The sequence below is a fragment of the Leeia sp. genome, assembly GCF_041909055.1.
Lineage (GTDB): Bacteria > Pseudomonadota > Gammaproteobacteria > Burkholderiales > Leeiaceae > Leeia > Leeia aquatica.
Map to the genome: position 1 here is coordinate 1 of NZ_JAYREC010000007.1, position 17652 is coordinate 17652.

The 17652-nt window shown below is 60.8% G+C and carries 16 protein-coding genes; 11 read left to right on the top strand and 5 right to left on the bottom strand.

Annotated elements, in window-relative coordinates; all coding sequences use genetic code 11:
- Positions 1 to 280: 280 nt before the first annotated feature.
- Positions 281 to 721, top strand: a complete 441-nt coding sequence (locus ACE3O2_RS16025; protein WP_374339214.1) for a hypothetical protein — start codon at positions 281 to 283, stop codon at positions 719 to 721.
- On the opposite strand, the gene ACE3O2_RS16030 is transcribed toward ACE3O2_RS16025, so the two are convergent.
- The 3 genes from ACE3O2_RS16030 to ACE3O2_RS16040 form a co-directional block, all read right to left on the bottom strand.
- A complete protein-coding gene (locus ACE3O2_RS16030; protein WP_374339216.1) occupies positions 681 to 1823 on the bottom strand; it encodes a methyl-accepting chemotaxis protein in 1143 nt (380 codons plus the stop codon). The genes ACE3O2_RS16025 and ACE3O2_RS16030 overlap by 41 nt on opposite strands.
- Before the next feature lie 84 nt (positions 1824 to 1907).
- Complete coding sequence (locus ACE3O2_RS16035) at positions 1908 to 3755, bottom strand: helicase-related protein (RefSeq protein ID WP_374339218.1); 1848 nt, start codon at positions 3753 to 3755, stop codon at positions 1908 to 1910.
- 139 nt (positions 3756 to 3894) lie between these two features.
- On the bottom strand, positions 3895 to 5517 hold the full coding sequence (locus ACE3O2_RS16040; RefSeq protein WP_374339220.1) for a diguanylate cyclase: 1623 nt from the start codon (positions 5515 to 5517) through the stop codon (positions 3895 to 3897).
- Between the two features lie 226 nt (positions 5518 to 5743).
- Here ACE3O2_RS16040 and ACE3O2_RS16045 point away from each other — a divergent pair, with 226 nt between their 5' ends.
- Complete coding sequence (locus ACE3O2_RS16045; RefSeq protein ID WP_374339222.1) at positions 5744 to 6733, top strand: nucleoid-associated protein; 990 nt, start codon at positions 5744 to 5746, stop codon at positions 6731 to 6733.
- Positions 6734 to 6738: 5 nt separating this feature from the next.
- On the opposite strand, the gene ACE3O2_RS16050 is transcribed toward ACE3O2_RS16045, so the two are convergent.
- Positions 6739 to 7383: a TetR/AcrR family transcriptional regulator gene (locus tag ACE3O2_RS16050; RefSeq protein WP_374339224.1), complete on the bottom strand. Its 645-nt coding sequence runs from the start codon at positions 7381 to 7383 to the stop codon at positions 6739 to 6741.
- 229 nt (positions 7384 to 7612) lie between these two features.
- Between ACE3O2_RS16050 and ACE3O2_RS16055 the strand changes: the two genes are divergently transcribed.
- From ACE3O2_RS16055 to ACE3O2_RS16080, 6 genes are all read left to right on the top strand, one after another.
- Complete coding sequence (locus ACE3O2_RS16055; RefSeq protein WP_374339226.1) at positions 7613 to 9025, top strand: efflux transporter outer membrane subunit; 1413 nt, start codon at positions 7613 to 7615, stop codon at positions 9023 to 9025.
- A gap of 35 nt (positions 9026 to 9060) precedes the next feature.
- Positions 9061 to 10212 carry an efflux RND transporter periplasmic adaptor subunit gene (locus ACE3O2_RS16060; RefSeq protein ID WP_374339228.1) on the top strand — a complete coding sequence of 384 codons (1152 nt, stop codon included), beginning with the start codon at positions 9061 to 9063 and terminating at the stop codon, positions 10210 to 10212.
- Between the two features lie 34 nt (positions 10213 to 10246).
- Complete coding sequence (locus ACE3O2_RS16065; RefSeq protein ID WP_374339230.1) at positions 10247 to 13294, top strand: efflux RND transporter permease subunit; 3048 nt, start codon at positions 10247 to 10249, stop codon at positions 13292 to 13294.
- A gap of 114 nt (positions 13295 to 13408) precedes the next feature.
- Positions 13409 to 13981, top strand: a complete 573-nt coding sequence (locus ACE3O2_RS16070; RefSeq protein WP_374339232.1) for a DUF1415 domain-containing protein — start codon at positions 13409 to 13411, stop codon at positions 13979 to 13981.
- The gene (locus ACE3O2_RS16075; protein ID WP_374339235.1) at positions 13974 to 15203 is read left to right on the top strand and encodes an MFS transporter; all 1230 of its coding nucleotides are present in this window, start codon (positions 13974 to 13976) and stop codon (positions 15201 to 15203) included. Before ACE3O2_RS16070 ends, ACE3O2_RS16075 begins: the two co-directional genes overlap by 8 nt.
- A 39-nt stretch (positions 15204 to 15242) precedes the next feature.
- Positions 15243 to 15455 (top strand): RNA-binding S4 domain-containing protein, encoded by a 213-nt coding sequence (locus ACE3O2_RS16080; RefSeq protein ID WP_374339237.1) that lies wholly within the window; start codon positions 15243 to 15245, stop codon positions 15453 to 15455.
- Positions 15456 to 15503: 48 nt separating this feature from the next.
- On the opposite strand, the gene ACE3O2_RS16085 is transcribed toward ACE3O2_RS16080, so the two are convergent.
- Positions 15504 to 16280, bottom strand: coding sequence for a ferredoxin--NADP reductase (locus ACE3O2_RS16085; RefSeq protein ID WP_168878615.1), 777 nt, complete (start codon positions 16278 to 16280; stop codon positions 15504 to 15506).
- 127 nt (positions 16281 to 16407) lie between these two features.
- On the opposite strand from ACE3O2_RS16085, the gene ACE3O2_RS16090 reads away from it, so the two are divergent.
- From ACE3O2_RS16090 to ACE3O2_RS16100, 3 genes are read left to right on the top strand one after another with little or no spacing between them, the layout of a single operon-like run.
- Positions 16408 to 16737 carry a hypothetical protein gene (locus tag ACE3O2_RS16090; RefSeq protein ID WP_374339239.1) on the top strand — a complete coding sequence of 110 codons (330 nt, stop codon included), beginning with the start codon at positions 16408 to 16410 and terminating at the stop codon, positions 16735 to 16737.
- Between the two features lie 45 nt (positions 16738 to 16782).
- Positions 16783 to 17385, top strand: coding sequence for a YceH family protein (locus ACE3O2_RS16095; RefSeq protein WP_374339242.1), 603 nt, complete (start codon positions 16783 to 16785; stop codon positions 17383 to 17385).
- Positions 17382 to 17645, top strand: coding sequence for a GIY-YIG nuclease family protein (locus ACE3O2_RS16100; protein ID WP_374339244.1), 264 nt, complete (start codon positions 17382 to 17384; stop codon positions 17643 to 17645). Before ACE3O2_RS16095 ends, ACE3O2_RS16100 begins: the two co-directional genes overlap by 4 nt.
- Positions 17646 to 17652 lie beyond the last annotated feature (7 nt).

Here is a 17652-nt window from a genome sequence, read left to right on the forward strand (position 1 = left end):
CCGATGATAGTGAGCAGATCGCTTGTGAAAGTAGGTCACCGCCAGGCTCCCATTTGAAGCCCCTGCAGACAGCTGCAGGGGCTTCTCGCTTTGTAGTGCGCGTAGTCGCCAACCCACGGACACAATCGCTCAAAATTCACTCTCGCTAGACGCCGAGGCGCGCCCTTGCTGGCACTACCCCTTTGCCGCAGTTCTACCAGTAGCGGTAACTGTTGAAACGGCCACCGATCAAACCGTCATCCAGTAGAATGCAGGTATTGTATTGTTGCGGAGCCCTGTCATGGACAATCCATGGTTGATCGTCGGGGGTGTGCTTAGCCTGGTTGCAGCTGCGCTACATGTAGCCATCATCTACAAAGGCCCGGCATGGTATCGCTTGTTTGGCGCAGGGGAGCGCATGGCAACCCTTGCAGAGCAGGGCAAGCTAGAGCCCGCATTGATCACCGCCAGCATCGCATTGGTTTTGCTGCTGTGGGCGTTGTATGCCTTTTCCGGAGCGGGTTTACTGCCGCCCTTCCCGCTACTGGACTGGGCGCTGGCAGGGATCACCTTGATCTACCTGTTGCGTGGTGTGCTGCCGATGCTGGCGGCGGTCTTCATGCCACAGCTGCGCACCCCGTTCATATGGTGGAGTTCGCTGATTTGTACCGTTTATGGCCTCTGCCATGCTGTCGGGCTGTTCATCTTGCTGGTCCAGTCTGGCTTGCCTCGCTACGATTAAGCGGAAGTTCCAGCATCAGTGCCCATGGCGTTGGGGCATCACCAAATGCCACGGGCTGTACGAGCTGGGCGGTGTGCGGGGATAGCATGGCCTGGTGAGGCCGACCTTCCCGTATGGCTTGCAACAGGGCTGCCGGAAGTTCGCGCGCAGGCTTGCCGAGTTTGAGTTTGTCCGGGTGAGTGACCCAGGCACCTTCGTTGGACACGAGCATGAAGCGGCCTTGGCCTAAAGGCTGCTTGCCATGCATTTCTTCCTGCAGTTGTGCCAGTGCATAGTCGAGCCCCACGACCCCCAGGAAACGCTGGTTGACCACCAAAGGCAGCATGAGCGAGGTCATCAGTACGCTTTGCCCTGCCGCCTGATAATAGTAGGGCTCCATCAGCACATCTCGCCCTAGTTTACGAGGAAGCTCATACCAGGCATTCTCACCGGGTACATCATAATTGGCCAAAGGTTCGAGGGCGACCTGGCCATTGGCGCGGTTCCAGTACGGCAAGAAGCGACCACTGTGATCGTGCCCTTCCTGGTTGATGTAATCGGCATCGTGCTGGTCAAGCGCATTCGGCTCCCAGCCACTGGAGAGGGCGAACAATTCGGGGTAGCGACCCAGCAGGGTGCGCATTTGTGTATTGATCTGCTCACGACTGAGGGCGCACCCCGCCGCCACCGTGCTGACCAGCAGGTGACGCAAACCATCGGCAACGGTTGCCATGCGGGTAAAGCGAGCAGACAGGGTGGCAGCTTCACCAGCCAGAATGGCATCCGCTTTCTGCAGCACTGCCTCTTGCTCGGCGCGTTCCACACCTTCTACCGCGTGTCCGGTTTCTTGCTGGATTTGCTGGATCATGCCGCTGATTTCAGCGGTGGCGGTGGCGGTACGTTCGGCCAGTTTACGCACTTCATCAGCGACTACCGCAAAGCCGCGCCCCTGCTCACCAGCACGGGCCGCCTCAATCGCAGCATTCAAGGCCAGCAGGTTAGTGTGCTTGGTAATCTGGGTGATGGTGTCGGTGATGCTGCCGATATCCCTGGAGCGCTGCTCCAGCCGGGACACCATCTGCTTGACTTGCTCGATGGTGCCGCCGTGTTGCACGCCTGCCATGCTATGCCCTCCCAGTGTGGAAAGGGCAGTATAGGAAAGGCGGCCGGAGGTGGAAACCGCTATCGGCAGGGCCGATGCTGGCCATCATCCTTGCTTATGGCGTGACCGGCGCTGCTGCTGAGGCTTGGCGTCGCGGCTGCGACGTTGCGGACGTACTCTGGCATTCTGTGCCTGTAGCATGGCATCAATTTCTACCGAGACCCTGCGCGCCAGTTCAACGGCGGCCTCACCATCTGGAAAGTATTCGGGCTTGCGGTAGCTGAGCCAAGCGTAAGCGGAGTAGCACTTGCAGGCATCTTCAGCGGCTTGCAGCGGAAAGCGGGCATGACGCCAGTTTTCCTGCTGCAAGGGCATGCGCTGTTGTTTGGCCAGACCACGAGCCCAGCCCATCAGGGCGTCACTCAGGCGTGGGATACGGGTGGAAATCGGCACCAGTGACAACATCAAGCGGTCGGCCAGTTGCAGGGGTAGCACATCGAGCCAGGCTGCACGTTCCACTTGTTCAGCCAGATTGGCCGGGATGAAAAAGTCGTCGCTTACGTCGATGTTCCGGGCGAACAGCTTCAGCAGTTTTTCCAGTCCCTGCTCGCCGGTGGCTCGGCTGATTTGCTGCAGCTGATCGAGCGAGGGGGCAACCTTGAAGCCGGTGTCGCGCAAGGGGTCGATGCGTGCCTTGAGCAAACGCTTCAGCAAACGGTGCGTGCCGTCATCGAAACCCGACACAAAGCCCGCTTCGTGCATGCCATAGCGCCCGGCACGCCCGGCAATCTGCTGTGCCAGCCAGGGTTCGAGGACCGTTTCTTCCTTGCCATCGAATTTTTCGGCGGTGGTGAACACGATACGGGACACCGGCAGATTCAAGCCCATGCCGATGGCGTCGGTACCCACCAGCACATCGGCCTCGCCTTCGCGGAATCGTTTGGCTTGAGCGCGTCGCACTTCGGGTGACAGATTACCGTAAATGGTGGCGACGGACAGGCCCGCAGCGGTGATCTGATCCCGCCAGTACAGCACGTCCTTGCGGGAAAATGCGATGACGGCATCACCGCGACGCAGATTACCCATGCTGCGTACTGGCTGGGGCTCCAGCGTGAGTGGCGACTTGCGTTCCAGCTCGATGATTTCCAGTGGGCAACCGAGCCTGCGGGCGAGCGCCTCAATGGCGGGGCGGGCATTCAACGCCCCGACCAGATAGACACGCTCGGCGGGGGCGCCGCAGACGGCAGCCGTCCAGGCGCTGCCCCGGTCGGGGTCGTCCAGCATCTGGATTTCGTCAATGATGGCGACTTCGACCACGCGCCGGGTATTCAGCATCTCGATGGTGCTGGCAACGTGGGTTGCACCCGGGGTTAAACGTTGTTCTTCGCCGGTAATCAGGCTGACGGCGACGCCTTGCTCCTCCAGCCGCTCAAAGTTCTCCAGCGCCAGCAAGCGCAGTGGGGCTAGGTAGACGCCACTGGCGGCCTGCGCCAGATCCTGCATGGCGCGGTGGGTCTTGCCCGAGTTGGTAGGGCCAAGCACGGCAATGAAGCGGCGCACCATCCGGTGCGCGGCGATAAAGGTTTCCGGGTATTGGTCCAGTTTGATTGAGGACTGGGCCAGTGCTGCATTTTCTTGCTCACGTGCACGCTCTGCGGCGGCTTCTATCCGCTCTTCCACCACCTGGAAGCGCTGGGCCGCCAGCTGCACATCGCTGACCAGGGCGGAAAAGTGCGGCAGGGCATCAACGCCCAAACGCTCTGCCAGCAGCATGGCCTTGAACACAAACGCTTGCACATCGCGCTGAAAGGTGAGCGCTGTATCTTGCGGGAAGCGGGAATGCACCAGCTCATACTGGCCTTCCGGCCCCAGTTTTTGCCATTTGCCGCTTTTGGCCAGGGTGCCATTGGCGGGGATCAGCTGGTAGCGGACAGTATACGAGCCTGCCTGCACCGTACCGCCGAGTGACAGGGCGACGACACCATCACCCTGTACCAGTCGTGCGCCCAGCAGGGTCAGCCAATGATCCAGCGGTGTGCTGTCCGTACGGGGTGGGGTGCGGGTACTCAGGGGAAAACCTCAGTTGGCTGGGTCAGGCCGCATTCGGGGTGCGGCGGGCAAGGTGGATGCGGTTACGGCCTTCGCGCTTGGCATGATACAAGGCTTCATCGGCCGCATTGATCAGGTCTTCCGCATCGCTGGAGATCGTCTGATCGGCGGCACCGGCGCTGAAGCTGACACTGAAATGCTGGTCACGGTAAGGGTGGCGGATGCAGGCGAAATCGGTGCGGATGCGATCCAGGATGCCCTGTGCCTGTTCGGCATCCACACCTGGCAGGCCGACCACAAATTCCTCACCGCCATAGCGCCCGACGATATCGGTTTTGCGCAGGCGCTGACGCAACAGCCAGGCGAGGCTGCGGATGACCTGATCCCCCATCGGATGGCCATAGGTGTCATTGACCCGTTTGAAGTGATCAATGTCGATCATGGCGATGGTCATGGGTTGCCCTTGAGCCAGCATGCTGGACAGACTGGCCTCGAGCGAGGTTTTGGTGCTGGTATGGTTGAGCAAACCGGTCAGGCTGTCGTGATACATGGAGCGGCGCAGCGCACGGTAGCGCTCGACCTTGCTCTTGACGATGGCGTTAAGAAACACCGGGTTGAATGGCTTGGTCAGGAACAGGTCACCGCCGAGACGCAAAGCCTCCACCTGCAAGGCCACATCGGTCTCGCCGGACAGGTAAACGATGGGGATGGACAGGTAGTGATTGTCCTGGCGAATGATGCGAGTGGCTTCCACTCCCGTGCAACCCGGCATGTGCATGTCCATCAGGATCAGTTCCGGATTGAACTGGTGCAGGGCGTGTAGCACCTGCTTCGGATCCTGTATGGCCTGCGTGCTGATCTGGCGCTCGTCCAGTGCACGTTGCACCAGCTTGGTCGCTGTCAATGAATCTTCCACGATCAGGATGCGGAACGGCTCCAGATCGACCGGCTCACCCAGCTCCAGCAGGCGAGCGACAATCTGATCCACCGGGGTGTCCTCCAGCAAGCAAATGTCACAGCCGCCGGCCAGTGAGCTTTGCAGCAGATTGAACTCCGCGCGCATGGAGAGGCCAATGATGCGGCAGGCCGGCAATTGCGCGCGCAGCGTTGCCAGCCGATGTTGCCATTCCTCCAGTTCACACCCGGTTGCGTCCAGCAGCAGCATCGGCATGTCATCCATCACTGGCGGCAGCTCGTGATAATGGTGGCTGCTGGCCTTCATGCCAAAGTAGCCCAGCTGCGCCAGCATGTCCTGCCAGCGTTCGGCCTGCTTGGAGAGCAACCAGATGCTGCGAAAGCCTGGCGCATCCGCTACCGGCTCAGCCTCGCCGTGTACGGCGCGCCGCTCCTGGCGGAGCTTGACGTCGGCCAGGTGCTGCTGCATGGCTTGCGACAATCGTGCCATCTGCCCTGAGATCTCAATCTGGGCCTCCGCGGGCAGCGGGTGATTGCTATCATCACCAAACAGGCTCAGCGCCAGTTGCTCCAGCGACTGCCCGGCATGATTCAGCCCGGCCAGACCTTTGTCCTGCAGAAATTCCGTGAGGCTGTTGAGCGAGATAACAAACTCGACAAAGCCTTCAAACTCGGGTCGTTTCCGGTAGCTTTCCCAGCAGGATTCAACGGATTGATGCTTGCCAGCGAGCTCTAGGGGGGAGTAGGACATCGATCTGATAAGTGGTCAGGGCTGCGATTGGGGGCCAGTACATCAAAATAATGGATTATTGCCGTACGCAATGATGGCAGCACAGCATCCTACCAGCCTTCAGCGGTTTTCGGGAAAAAAACAGCATGCGATCAAGCTGTTGCAGGGCCGGTTACAGGTCAAAACCACAAAGCAGGGCGGACATGGGAAAATGTCGCAGTATCCTGATTCTCACGAAGGTATTTTGATGTCTGCTGTCCAGCAATTGCACCAGCTGTTACTGTTCCCCCTGTCAGAGGCAGAGCTGGCTTCCGGCCATGATGGCGTGGCGCTGTCGCTGGATGTTCAGCAAGATCAGGCGCAGTCCTTGCTCGAAGGCGTGCTGGAGCAATATACCAGCCGCTTGGGCAAAGGATACGGTCGCCCTGGCGAACTGGATGATGCCCAGGTCAAGCGCTGGCTGACGGCGCATGCCGTGGCACAGTCGCTGGACTTTGCGACGTTGTGCCAGCACTGGCATGGGCACGCCAGGCAGTGCCTGCAGGGCGGGCCGGTTCCAGGCCATTGGTTGATGTTTGCCCGCCTGCAGCAAGGTTCTGCCGACGTGATCCTGTTGGCCTTGCTGCCACAAAGGCAGGTGCTGCAGATGCAGCAAGGGCACTTGCAGGTGCAGTCGGTGCTGGACTTGCCGTCGATTCAGCTGGCCGGGCGGATTGATCTGACCGCTTGGCAGCAAGGCACTGAGCGCTGCATTGGCTTCTTGCGGGGGCGGGGTGATGGCAGCCCGGGCTTCAAGCGCCTGCTGGGCTGTGAGGACGTGATGGTGCCGCTGAAAGAGACGCAAAAGCTGGTGCAGGGCCTGACCCGTTTTGCAGAGGAGGAGGCGGTTCCTGCGGAGCAGCGAGATCAAGTGTTTGCACAGATGCATGGCGCACTGGAGGCGCTGGGCGAGCGCGGCACGCCGCTGGCGCTGGACGAGCTGATCAAGCAGAGCTGGCCTGAGGCGCCTGCCCGCTTGCAAACGGTACTGGCAGAGCAGGCGGTGACCGATGGCTTTGTGCCGGACCGGCGTGCGCTGAAGCCTTTGACGCGCTTCAAAGCGGCCGGAGAGCACTGGCGGCTGGAGTTCGACCGTCGCAGCCTGCGCAGTGGCGAGGTCATTTATGAGCGTCAGCATGACCGGCTGGTATTGACCGGTCTGCCAGAATCCCTGCGCGCCGCCTTGCAGGCGGACTGACGAATTTAACGCTCGACCCGGTGACCCTGCAGGAATAGCCGGACAGCACTGTGAACTTGCTGGGTCAACTGCTCGCGGGTCGGCGCATCCAGTGCCAGCAGCGTGCGCCGGTAGCAGCCGGCATCGCAGAGCTGCATGAATTGTTCGGCGGCCAGTGGACGGTCGGGAAAGTGGTACTGGCCTACCTGATTGACCAGCCCAAAGTAATCGGCCATGTGCTGCACCGCCAGACCAGGGCCGGTGGCTTCCACCATCTTGCCCAGCTCCGGGAAATTGACCGCTTCTGCCAGCACAATGCGGATGAAGGTCATGTGCTCGTGGTCGAGCAACTCTTCCACCATGTGCAGGCCAAATTCGGTCAAAACCGCAGCGGGGTTTTGCGGGTCCAGTGGCGTGTCATGAGCATGGCTGCCACTGGTGGCATCATAACAATCCCCCTGGATCATGGTGGCGAACAAGGTTTCCTTGTTGGCAAAGTAGTTGTAGAGCGTGCCTTTGGAGACACCCGCTTCGCGCGCAATGCGGTCCATACTGGCGCTGCCGTAACCGGATTCCAGAAAGACCTGACGCGCGCCACGCAGAATCTGGTCGTATTTGGCTTTGCTGAGGCCCGGGCGCAGCACGGGCAGGCTGTAGCTTGGGTTGTCCACAGCGGGCTTATCCGGCAAAGCCTGCGGGGGCGCTGGAAAACAATCGCGTATCCATAGGGGCAGTTTCAATTAAGGTTACATGAAGTTATTCTATATTGACTGAACGGTTCGGTCAATGTAGGATTGACTGAACTGTTCAGTTCACTCTGGCTGCGCTGAAAGGTGTGAGCTGAACCAGCAATAGCGTTGAGCACAGGAGCCAGCAATGAGGCGGTTTGGGGAGTGGATCGTGCAACGCCCGCAAATGACGGGACTGATCGTGGTGGGATTGCTGACGGGGTGTGCGGTTCAAGTTCCCCAGCCCGATGCAGCAACAATGAACCCGCAGGCCACCCGCTGGGAGGCAAGCAAGCCGGTGGTGGACCCGCAGCGTGTGGTGGCGCTGCAAGATTGGTGGGCAGGCTGGCATGATGCCGTGCTGCAGCGCCTGCAGGTGGCTGCGCAGCAATCCAGCCCGTCGCTGCAGCAAGCAACCGCGCGTATTCAGGAGGCGAGGGCGGATGCTGCCGCTGCGGGCGCGGCGCTGTGGCCCCGGCTGACCCTGCATGGCGCGGATACCCATAGTCGCAACGAAGTGCAGCAGCCGAACGAGCGCCTGCATACACAAAGCCTGGGGCTGGATGCCAGCTGGGAGTTGGACCTGTTTGGCGGGGTGGCGGCAGCGCGGCAGAGTTATCTGGCCACCCAGTCGGCCCGTGATGCCGAATGGCACGATGCCCGCATCAGCCTGGCCGCAGAGGTGGCCAATACCTATGTCATGCTGCGCAGCCTGGAACAGCAAATCCAGCTGCAACAAGAGCAGCAGCGCTCATTGCAGCAGACGCATTTGCTGGTTGAGAAACGTCGTCAGGCCGGATGGTCGTCGGCAACCGATGTGTTGAATCTGGATGCCGCGCTGGCCAATGGCCAGAGTCAGCTGCAGGAGTTGCAGTCTGCACGTGACCTGACCATCAAGGGGCTGGTCGCCCTGACGGGGGGTGCCGAGCGTGACGTACGTGATTGGGTGGCAGTGGGCTATGCCAGCCAGCCACAACCGCCAGGACTGGTGGTGGATGACGTTCCCGCCAATGTGCTGCAGCAGCGGCCTGATATCCGCATTGCGGCAGATGGCATTCGCTCTGCCGCTTCCGCAGTGGGAGTGGCCGAGGCGCTGCGCTACCCCTCGGTGTCGCTGCTGGGCAGCATCAGCCGCCTGCGGGTAGGAAGTGCTGGTGCAACCATTGAGGGCAACAGCTGGTCCTTTGGCCCCAGCATCAGCTTCCCGCTGTTCGATGGCGGCCGGCTCAAGGCGCAACAAGAGGCCGCAGAGGCCCGCTACCAGCAAAGCGTTGCCGCCTATCAAGGTCTGGTACGGCAAGCGGTGCGTGAAGTGGAAGAGGCCTTGGTGCGGCTGGAAGGGAGCCGCATACGCGAGCAGCAATTGCGACAGGCCGTGAGCGCCTATCAGCAGGTGTACCGGAATACCGATATTTTGTGGAAGGCGGGAAGCGTTAGCCAGCTGGAGCTGGAAGAGGCGCGTCGCCAATGGCGTGGTGCCGAAATGGCGCTGGCACAGCTGCAGCGTGAACGGGTCAGCTACTGGATCGCCTTGTATAAAGCTACGGGCGGCGACTGGACCCAAGTACGTCAGCAGCCTCGTTAACTGGACTGGATTGAAACATGTCAGGAGTACCGAAAATGTTGTTCAACAGCAGCGAGCCGGGTGACCCACAGCAGACGGTTTCGCCACGCCAGATGCGACCATTGGCGTGGGCCACCTTGGGAGGGCTGGCCATGATGACAGCCTTGCTGGGCGCATGCGGCCAATCCGGGCAGGAGAAACCTGCTGCCCCACCTCCGCGCCCCGCGCTGGCGGTCACAGTCACGCAACCCACAGTCGTGAACATGCCGGACATTATCCGAGCCAATGGCAGCATTGCGGCATGGCAAGAGCTAGCCGTCAGCACCGAGCTGCAGGGGCTGCGGCTGGTTGAGCTGCCGGTGTCGGTCGGGGATGTGGTGCGCAAGGGGCAGTTGCTGGCCCGTTTTGATGATCAGACGGTGCAGGCAGAATTGAAACAAGCCTCGGCAGCCGTCAATGAAGCGGAAACCGCTTACCGTGAAGCCAAAGACAATGCCAACCGTGCGCGCCAGGTCGATAAAACCGGAGCCATGAGCGCACAGCAGGTCAGCCAGTTTCTCGCGCAGGAACAGATGGCGGATGCTCGTCGTCAAACCGCTCGTGCGCAACTGCAGACCGTGCAACTACGGCTGGCGCGTACCCGAGTGCTCGCCCCGGACAGTGGTGTGATCAGCGCCCGCCCGGCCACCCTGGGCAGCGTGGGGCAACCTGGAGTAGAACTGGTGCGCCTGGTCCGGCAGAGCCGGCTGGAATGGCGAGCCGATGTGACCGCGGCGGAGAGTGTGCGGGTACGCCCCGGACAAACTGCTCGCCTGGCCGGGCCGGACGGCACGGTACAGACCGGTACGGTACGGCAGGTATCACCCGTGGTGGATGCGCAAAGCCGCAATGTGCAGGTCTTCATCGACATTCCGAGCACCGACCCGGCGCTCGGCAAGCTCAAGCCAGGCATGTTCGCCAAAGGGGAGCTACAGGTGGGCACCCGTACGACCCTGACCTTGCCGGGCAGCGCCATCGTACTGCGGGATGGCTTCGCACATGTGTTTGTGCTGCAGGCCAAGAACCGCATTCATCTGCAACGGGTGCAGGCCGGACAGCAATTGAGTGGCCGTGTCGAGGTATCGGGTCTGCCGGCGACCAGTCAGGTAGTTGCCAGTGGTGGTGGCTTCCTCAATGACGGCGATACGGTCAAGGTCGTTACACGCTAAGGCGTTTCCGGACCGCTAAATACAAGAGGTTGCAATGAACTTTTCTGCATGGGCGATCAAGAAACCGATCCCGTCCCTGATGTTGTTCATCCTGCTGACACTGGCCGGGATACTGACCTTCAAAGCCATGAAGGTGCAGAGTTTCCCCGATGTGGAGCTGCCGATGGTCACCATCACCGCAGCGCTGCCGGGTGCCGCGCCCGCTCAGCTGGAAAGCGAGGTGGCGCGCAAGCTGGAAAATGCCGTGGCGTCGCTGCGGGGCGTCAAACAGGTGTACTCCAAGATTCAGGACGGTCTGGTGCTGGTCACGGTCGAATTTATCCTGGAAAAGCCGATCACCGAGGCGGTGGACGATGTCCGCAATGCGGTCAGCGGGGTGCGCAGTGACCTCCCGGGGGACTTGAAAGACCCGGTGATCAGCAAGGTCGATTTCAGCGACCAGGCCATTCTGGTGTACACCATCAGTGTCGCCGGCATGGACGAGGAGCAGCTGTCTTGGCTGATTGATAACCGTATTTCCAAGGACTTGCGTGGGGTTGCCGGTATTGGCCGGGTGACACGGGTGGGCGGCTTGAACCGGCAGGTCAGTGTTGAGCTGGACCCGGCACGCATGCAGGCGCTTGGCGTGACGGCACTGGATGTGTCGCGCCAGTTGCTGATCACGCAGAAAGACGCCTCCGGTGGTCGTACCGAGCTCAGCGGGTCGGAGCAGGCGGTGCGTACCCTCGGGACGGTCAAGACTGCTGAAGAAGTAGGGAATATGGAGCTGGCACTGGTGGATGGCCGGCGCATCCGCTTGAACCAGATTGCCACCGTCAAGGATACGGTGGCGGATCGCCGCAGCGCCGCCATGCTCGATGGCAAGCCGGTGGTCGGCTTCGAGCTGACCCGTTCCCGCGGTGCCGGGGAAATGGATGTGGCGACCGCGGTGCGTGCGCGCATGGCCCAACTCAAGTCAGCCGTGCCTGGCCTGCAGTATGCCGAGGTCTTTGACATGGCGACGCCGGTGCAGGAGCAATTTGATGGCTCCATGCACCTGCTGTATGAAGGCGCCTTGCTGGCCATCATCGTGGTGTGGTTCTTCCTGCGGGACTGGCGCGCGACCTTTGTCTCGGCGGTGGCCTTGCCGCTGTCGGTGATCCCGACCTTCATCGGCATGCACTACTTTGGCTTCACCCTCAATGTGGTGACGCTGCTGTCACTCGCGCTGGTGGTGGGGATTCTGGTGGACGATGCCATCGTGGAGATCGAGAACATCGTACGCCACCTGCACATGGGCAAAACCCCGTATCAGGCAGCCATGGAGGCAGCTGACGAGATCGGTATGGCGGTGATTGCCACCACGCTGGCGCTGGTGGCGGTGTTCCTGCCGACGGCCTTCATGGACGGCATTGTGGGGCGGTTCTTCAAGCAATTCGGCTGGACTGCGGCACTGGCCGTGCTGGCATCCCTGCTGGTGGCCCGTCTGCTGACGCCGATGATGGCCGCCTACATGCTGAAGAAGATTGATTACCACCCGAAAGAGGGCGCGGTCACGCGCGGGTACATGGCGGTCGCCAGCTGGTGCTTGCGGCATCGCCTGCTCACCGTGCTGATGACGATCGGCTTCTTCATCGGCTCGATGGCGTTGTCGGGCTTGCTGAAAACCGGTTTCGTGCCTGCCGATGACATGTCGCAAACTGCGGTCAAGATCGAATTGCCGCCTGGCAGTACCTTTGAGCAGACCCGGGACATGGCAGAGCGTACGCGCAAGCTGCTGATGACGCAGCCTTACATCAAGCGGGTGTATACCGCCATTGGTGGCGGCTCTGCCGGGACGGACCTGTTTGCCGATGGCGGTGCGGCCAGTGTGACCCAGGCCAGCTTGATGCTTACGCTGGCGGATCGCCATGAGCGGCCGATCACCAAGACCCGACTGGAAGGCTTGCTGCGTGAAAAACTGTCGGTACTGCCCGGCGTGCGGGTCACGGTGGGGCTGGGGGGCAATGGCGAGAAGTACCAGATGGTGCTGGTGTCCGATGATCCGCAAATGCTGTATCGCACCGTCGAGAAGGTCAAGCAGGAGCTGTACACCATCCCGGGATTGGGCGCGGTGACGGCCAATGCCAGTCTGGAGCGACCCGAGATCGAGATTCGTCCCGACCCGGCACGTGCAGCAGACCTGGGGGTGACGCCGGGGGCCATTGCCGAAGTGGTGCGGGTGGCGACCGTCGGGGACTATGACACCCAGCAGTCGAAGCTGAATCTGCCCGATCGGCAAGTGCCCATTGTGGTGCGTATGGGGCCGGATGTGCGCCACAATCTGGAGCTGTTGTCGCGGCTGATGGTGCCGGGTAGCAAAGGACCGGTGATGCTGGGGCAAGTGGCCACCCTGCGGCTGTCCAGTGGCCCGACACAGATTGAGCGGCAAAGCCAGTCGCGCTCGGTGATGTTCAATATCGAGCTCAATGGTCGCTCGCTGGGTGAGGTGGCGATGGCGGTGGATAAATTGCCAACCTTGCAGAACCTGCCTGCCGGTGTGAAGAAGAAGGAAGTGGGCGACAGTGAAGAGCAAGGCAAGCTGTTTGCCAGCTTCGGTCTGGCCATGCTGGCCGGGGTCGTGTGCATCTACATGGTGCTGGTGCTGCTGTTCCATGATTTCCTGCAGCCGATCACCATCCTGATCGCCTTGCCCTTGTCGCTGGGGGGGGCGTTCATGGGGCTGCTGATTGGTGGCAGCGAGATGGGCATGCCGGCGCTGATTGGCCTGATCATGCTAATGGGGATTGCCTCCAAGAACTCCATTCTGCTGGTTGAGTATGCGGTAACGGCGCGGGATCAGGGCATGGCGCGGTTTGAGGCGCTGATGGATGCCTGCCACAAGCGAGCGCGGCCGATCGTGATGACCTCCCTTGCCATGGGCGCAGGCATGCTGCCGATTGCGCTGGGGATTGGGGTGGATCCGAGCTTCCGTGCACCGATGGCGATTGCGGTGATCGGTGGCCTGGTGACCTCGACCATCCTGAGTTTGCTGGTGGTGCCGGTGTTCTACACCCTGATTGATGATTTCCAGCAATTCATGCGCCGTAAGGCCAAGTGGTGAGGCGATTCTACTTGCCTGCACACTGATCAGGTCCGACCGGACAGGCTGCATCGCCTGTCCGGTCCGTCAGACGCTACAATGCAGGTTTCCCCGTTTTCTGTTTCAGGTTCCCCCATGCAAGCATCTACCCCAAGCGTTGACAGGGTCATCGCCGCGACCCGACATTGGCTGGAGCAGGCCGTGATTGGCCTGAACCTGTGCCCGTTTGCCAAGTCGGTGTACGTCAAAAATCAGGTGCGGATTGTGGTGAGTGAGGCGCCTCATCTTGATGGATTCCTCGAGGATCTGGACCGGGAACTGCTGGCACTGAACGAAGCCGACCCGGAGCAGGTGGATACCACGCTGCTGATCCACCCAAGCTTGCTGAACGACTTCCTTGTGTTCCATGATGTGACGCAGATTGCCGAAGAAGCAGTGGTGGAGCATGGGCTGGAGGGGGTGCTGCAGGTGGCGAGCTTCCACCCGCAATTCCAGTTCGAAGGGACGGACCCGGACGACATTGACAACAACACCAACCGTTCGCCCTATCCCACGCTGCACTTGTTGCGTGAGCAAAGTATCGAACGTGCCGTGCTGGCCTTTCCGGATCCTTCCACCATCTACTGGCGCAATATCGAAACCCTGACACAGTTAGGCCATGCCGGCTGGCAGGCGCTGATGTCCCAACCAGGAGAAGCGGGTGAGTGAACCGCGCAGTTTGAGCCAGCAGGTGAACGAACGTATCCTGTTGCTGCTGTTGTGTGGGGTGCAATTTACCCACATCGTTGATTTCATGATTATGATGCCACTGGGGCCGCAGCTGATGCGCAGCATGCACATCACCCCGGCGGCGTTTTCCTTTCTGGTGTCCAGCTACGCCTGGAGCTCAGCGCTGGCCGGGTTGGTGGCAGGTTTCCTGCTGGACCGGTTTGACCGGCGTCAGGCCCATCTGGTGCTCTATGTCGGCTTTATCCTCGCTACCGTGGTCTGCGGGGTGGCCTCAGACTATTGGTCGCTGATGATCGGGCGGGTTCTGGCCGGAGCGTTTGCCGGGGTCATGAGTGCCGGCACCATGGCCATCCTGGTGGATGTGATTCCGGTGGAGCGTCGTGGCCCGGCCATGGGCATCGTGATGGGCGCCTTCAGTCTGGCAGCCATTATTGGCGTGCCCTTCAGCCTCTACCTCGCGGCGCACTGGGGCTGGCGCGTACCTTTCTTGGCCGTGGCTGGCTTCGCCGTGTTGATGCTGTTGGTGGCCTGGCAGCAGTTGCCCAGCTTGCGCGGGCATATGGGGCGAGCCCCGCTGTCCTTGCTGGGACAGTTGCACGCCATCTTTACGCCACGGCATCATCAAGTAGCGTTTGCCTTGATGTCTGCGGTCATTGTGTCCGGCTTCCTGATCATTCCTTTCCTCAGTCCCTCACTGGTGGCCAACGTCGGCGTGAAGGAATCCGAGCTGCCCTGGGTGTATATTGCCGGGGGTATTCCCACCTTGTTCACCGCACCCCTGATCGGGCGCTGGTCTGACCGGTTTGGTGCCGGCAAGGTGTTCACGCTGGTGGCGCTGTGTGCCATGCCGGCCATGTTGCTGACCACCTGCCTGTATGGCCCTATGCCTTTGTGGCTGGCGTTGCTGGTGTCAACCTCGTTCATGATTCTGGTGTCCGGGCGCTTTACCCCGCTGATGAGCCTGACCTCGCGGGTGGCAGAGCCTCACCTGCGCGGCAGCTTCATGAGTTTCATCAATGTGTTTCGTGACCTCTCCAGCGGGGCGGGGGCTGCGATCGCAGGCGCGATTCTGCTCAAGGACGAAGCGGGACACCTGCTGCACTTCCCCTGGGTGGGGGTGCTCAGCATGGTAGTCTCGTTGCTGGCCATCGTGCTGGCACTGTGGTTGTCACGCTTGTTAAATGCCCAAGCCAAGGCTTGAATCAGGCGGCAGCCTGCAAACTGAGAATCTGGAAAAACGATGCAAAATGAACAATTTGAATTAACGAGCGAATACATTGCCCTGTGTGATCTGCTGAAACTGGTGGGCGTGGCCAATAGTGGAGGTCAGGGCAAGCAGATGGTCAGTGACGGCATCGTCACCGTCGATGGGGAAGTTGAGCTGCGCAAGGCGGCCAAGATTCGGGCCGGGCAAGTGGTGGAATGCGCCGGAGTGCGCATTACCGTGGTGTAAAACAAAACAGGCCCTCATTCTGAGGGCCTGTTTTGTTTGTCGGGAGGCTTACTTCTCGACGAAGGCGCGTTCAATCACATAGTCGCCCGGCACGCCCACGCGCGGAGACACCTGGAAACCGAAACGGTCCAGAATGGCGGCAGTGTCTTTCAACATGCTGGGGCTGCCACACAGCATGGCGCGGTCGGTTTCCGGATTGATCGGCGGCAGGCCCAAGTCGGCGCACAGCTTGCCGGATTCCAGCAAATCGGTCAGGCGGCCCTGGTTGCGGAATGGCTCACGGGTCACCGAGGGGTAATACACCAGCTTGTCGCGCACCATGTCACCAAAGTACTCGTGGTGCGGCAGTTCGTTCTGAATGTAGTCGGCATAGGCCAGTTCGTTGACATAGCGCACGCCGTGGAACAGGATCACTTTGTCGAAGCGCTCATAGGCTTCCGGGTCTTTGATGATGCTCAGGAACGGGGCCAGACCGGTCCCGGTACCAAACAGGAACAGGTTCTTGCCGGGTTTCAGGTCGCTCACCACCAGCGTGCCGGTTGGCTTGCGCGACACCAGGATGGTGTCGCCTTCCTTCAGATGCTGCAGGCGAGAGGTCAGCGGACCGTTTTGCACCTTGATGCTGAAAAACTCCAGCTCTTCTTCATAATTGGCACTGGCGATACTGTAGGCGCGCATCAGTGGCTTGCCATCCACTTCCAGTCCGATCATCACAAAATGACCGTTCTCGAAGCGCAGTCCGTCATCGCGGGTGGTCTTGAAGCTGAACAGGGTGTCGTTCCAGTGGCGCACACTGGTCACGGTCTCTTGGGCGTAGTTGGCCATGGTATGAAGTCTTCGCGTGATGCGCTGCAAAATTGATATTGTACCTGAACGGTTTAGAATTTTATTGCGTCAGCGCATGTTATGGCTAGGCTGATTCGTTCTAAGAATATGCAGGAGTCGGCTTATTTTGCGCTCAACCCTCATTCAATGGGTAAAGCTACACCCCGAGGCGCCGCACAAGCCGCAGATGGGGCAACCGTGCAATGGCTGCGGGGTGTGCTGTGCCGCCGAGCTCTGTCCGCTGGCACGCCTGCGTTTTCTGAAACGGCAAGGGCCGTGCCCTGCCTTGCAATGGCGTGGAACGCAGTATGGTTGCGGGATGCTGCTGGCACCAGAGCGTTACTTGCCGTTTGCTGCCTGGTGGCGGAGCCGCCTCGGGCAGCGCTGCTTGCGGCGCTGGCTGGGGGTGGGGGTGGGTTGTGATGCCGATTGTGAAGTGAGTGCGGAGGAGCACTAGGCCACATGGCATAATGGCAGGCATGTTTCCTTGCGGATGTTTGCCATGAGTGTGCCCCAGCTGTCTGCCGCAGCCTTGCGTGTGCTGTCTTCCCTGTCGGAGAAGCAACGCACAGTGCCTGATACCTACCCGATGACGCTCAATGCGCTGCAATCCGCTTGCAACCAGAAAACCAGCCGCGAACCGGTGCTGACCCTTTCTGAGGCGGAGATTCTGGCTGCACTGGATGAGCTGCGTGATCTGGGCTGGATCACGGAGCAGAGTGGCGGTCGCGCCAGCCGCTTTGCGCAGCAGTTTGACAAGGCATTGCAGTTGCCCAGCCAGTCGGTGGCCATCCTCACCGTGCTGATGCTGCGCGGGCCGCAAACGGCAGGGGAGCTACGGCTCAACTGTGAGCGCATGCATCGCTTTGCCGATATCTCCGCGGTGGAAGCCTTTCTTGAAGAACTGTCCGAGCGAGCAGCCGGCGCGCTGGTACGCCTGCTGCCGCGCCAGCCAGGGGCACGGGAGAGTCGCTGGGTGCATCTGCTGGGCGAGGTGGCCGAGGATGCCCCAGTCGCCGCCCCAGCATCCGACCTGCTGGCTTCGCTGCTGCAGCGGGTGGAAGTGCTGGAGCAAGCGGTGGCCGCGTTGCAAGCTGCGCGGTGAGTGACGACCTCTGGTGGGTGTATGTGCTGCAATGCCGGGGTGATCGCCTGTATACCGGTATTGCACGAGACCCTCATGCCCGTTACCAGCAGCACGTGAGTGGCAAGGGCGCACGTTTTACCCGCGCCTTTCCCCCCGAGCAACTGCTGGCAAGCCGCGCGTTTGCTACCCAAAGCGAGGCGCTGCGGGAAGAGGCGCGGATCAAGCGTCTGTCTCGTCCTGCCAAGCTGGCCCTGGTATCAGGCTGGCGAGCAGAGTAAGGAACAT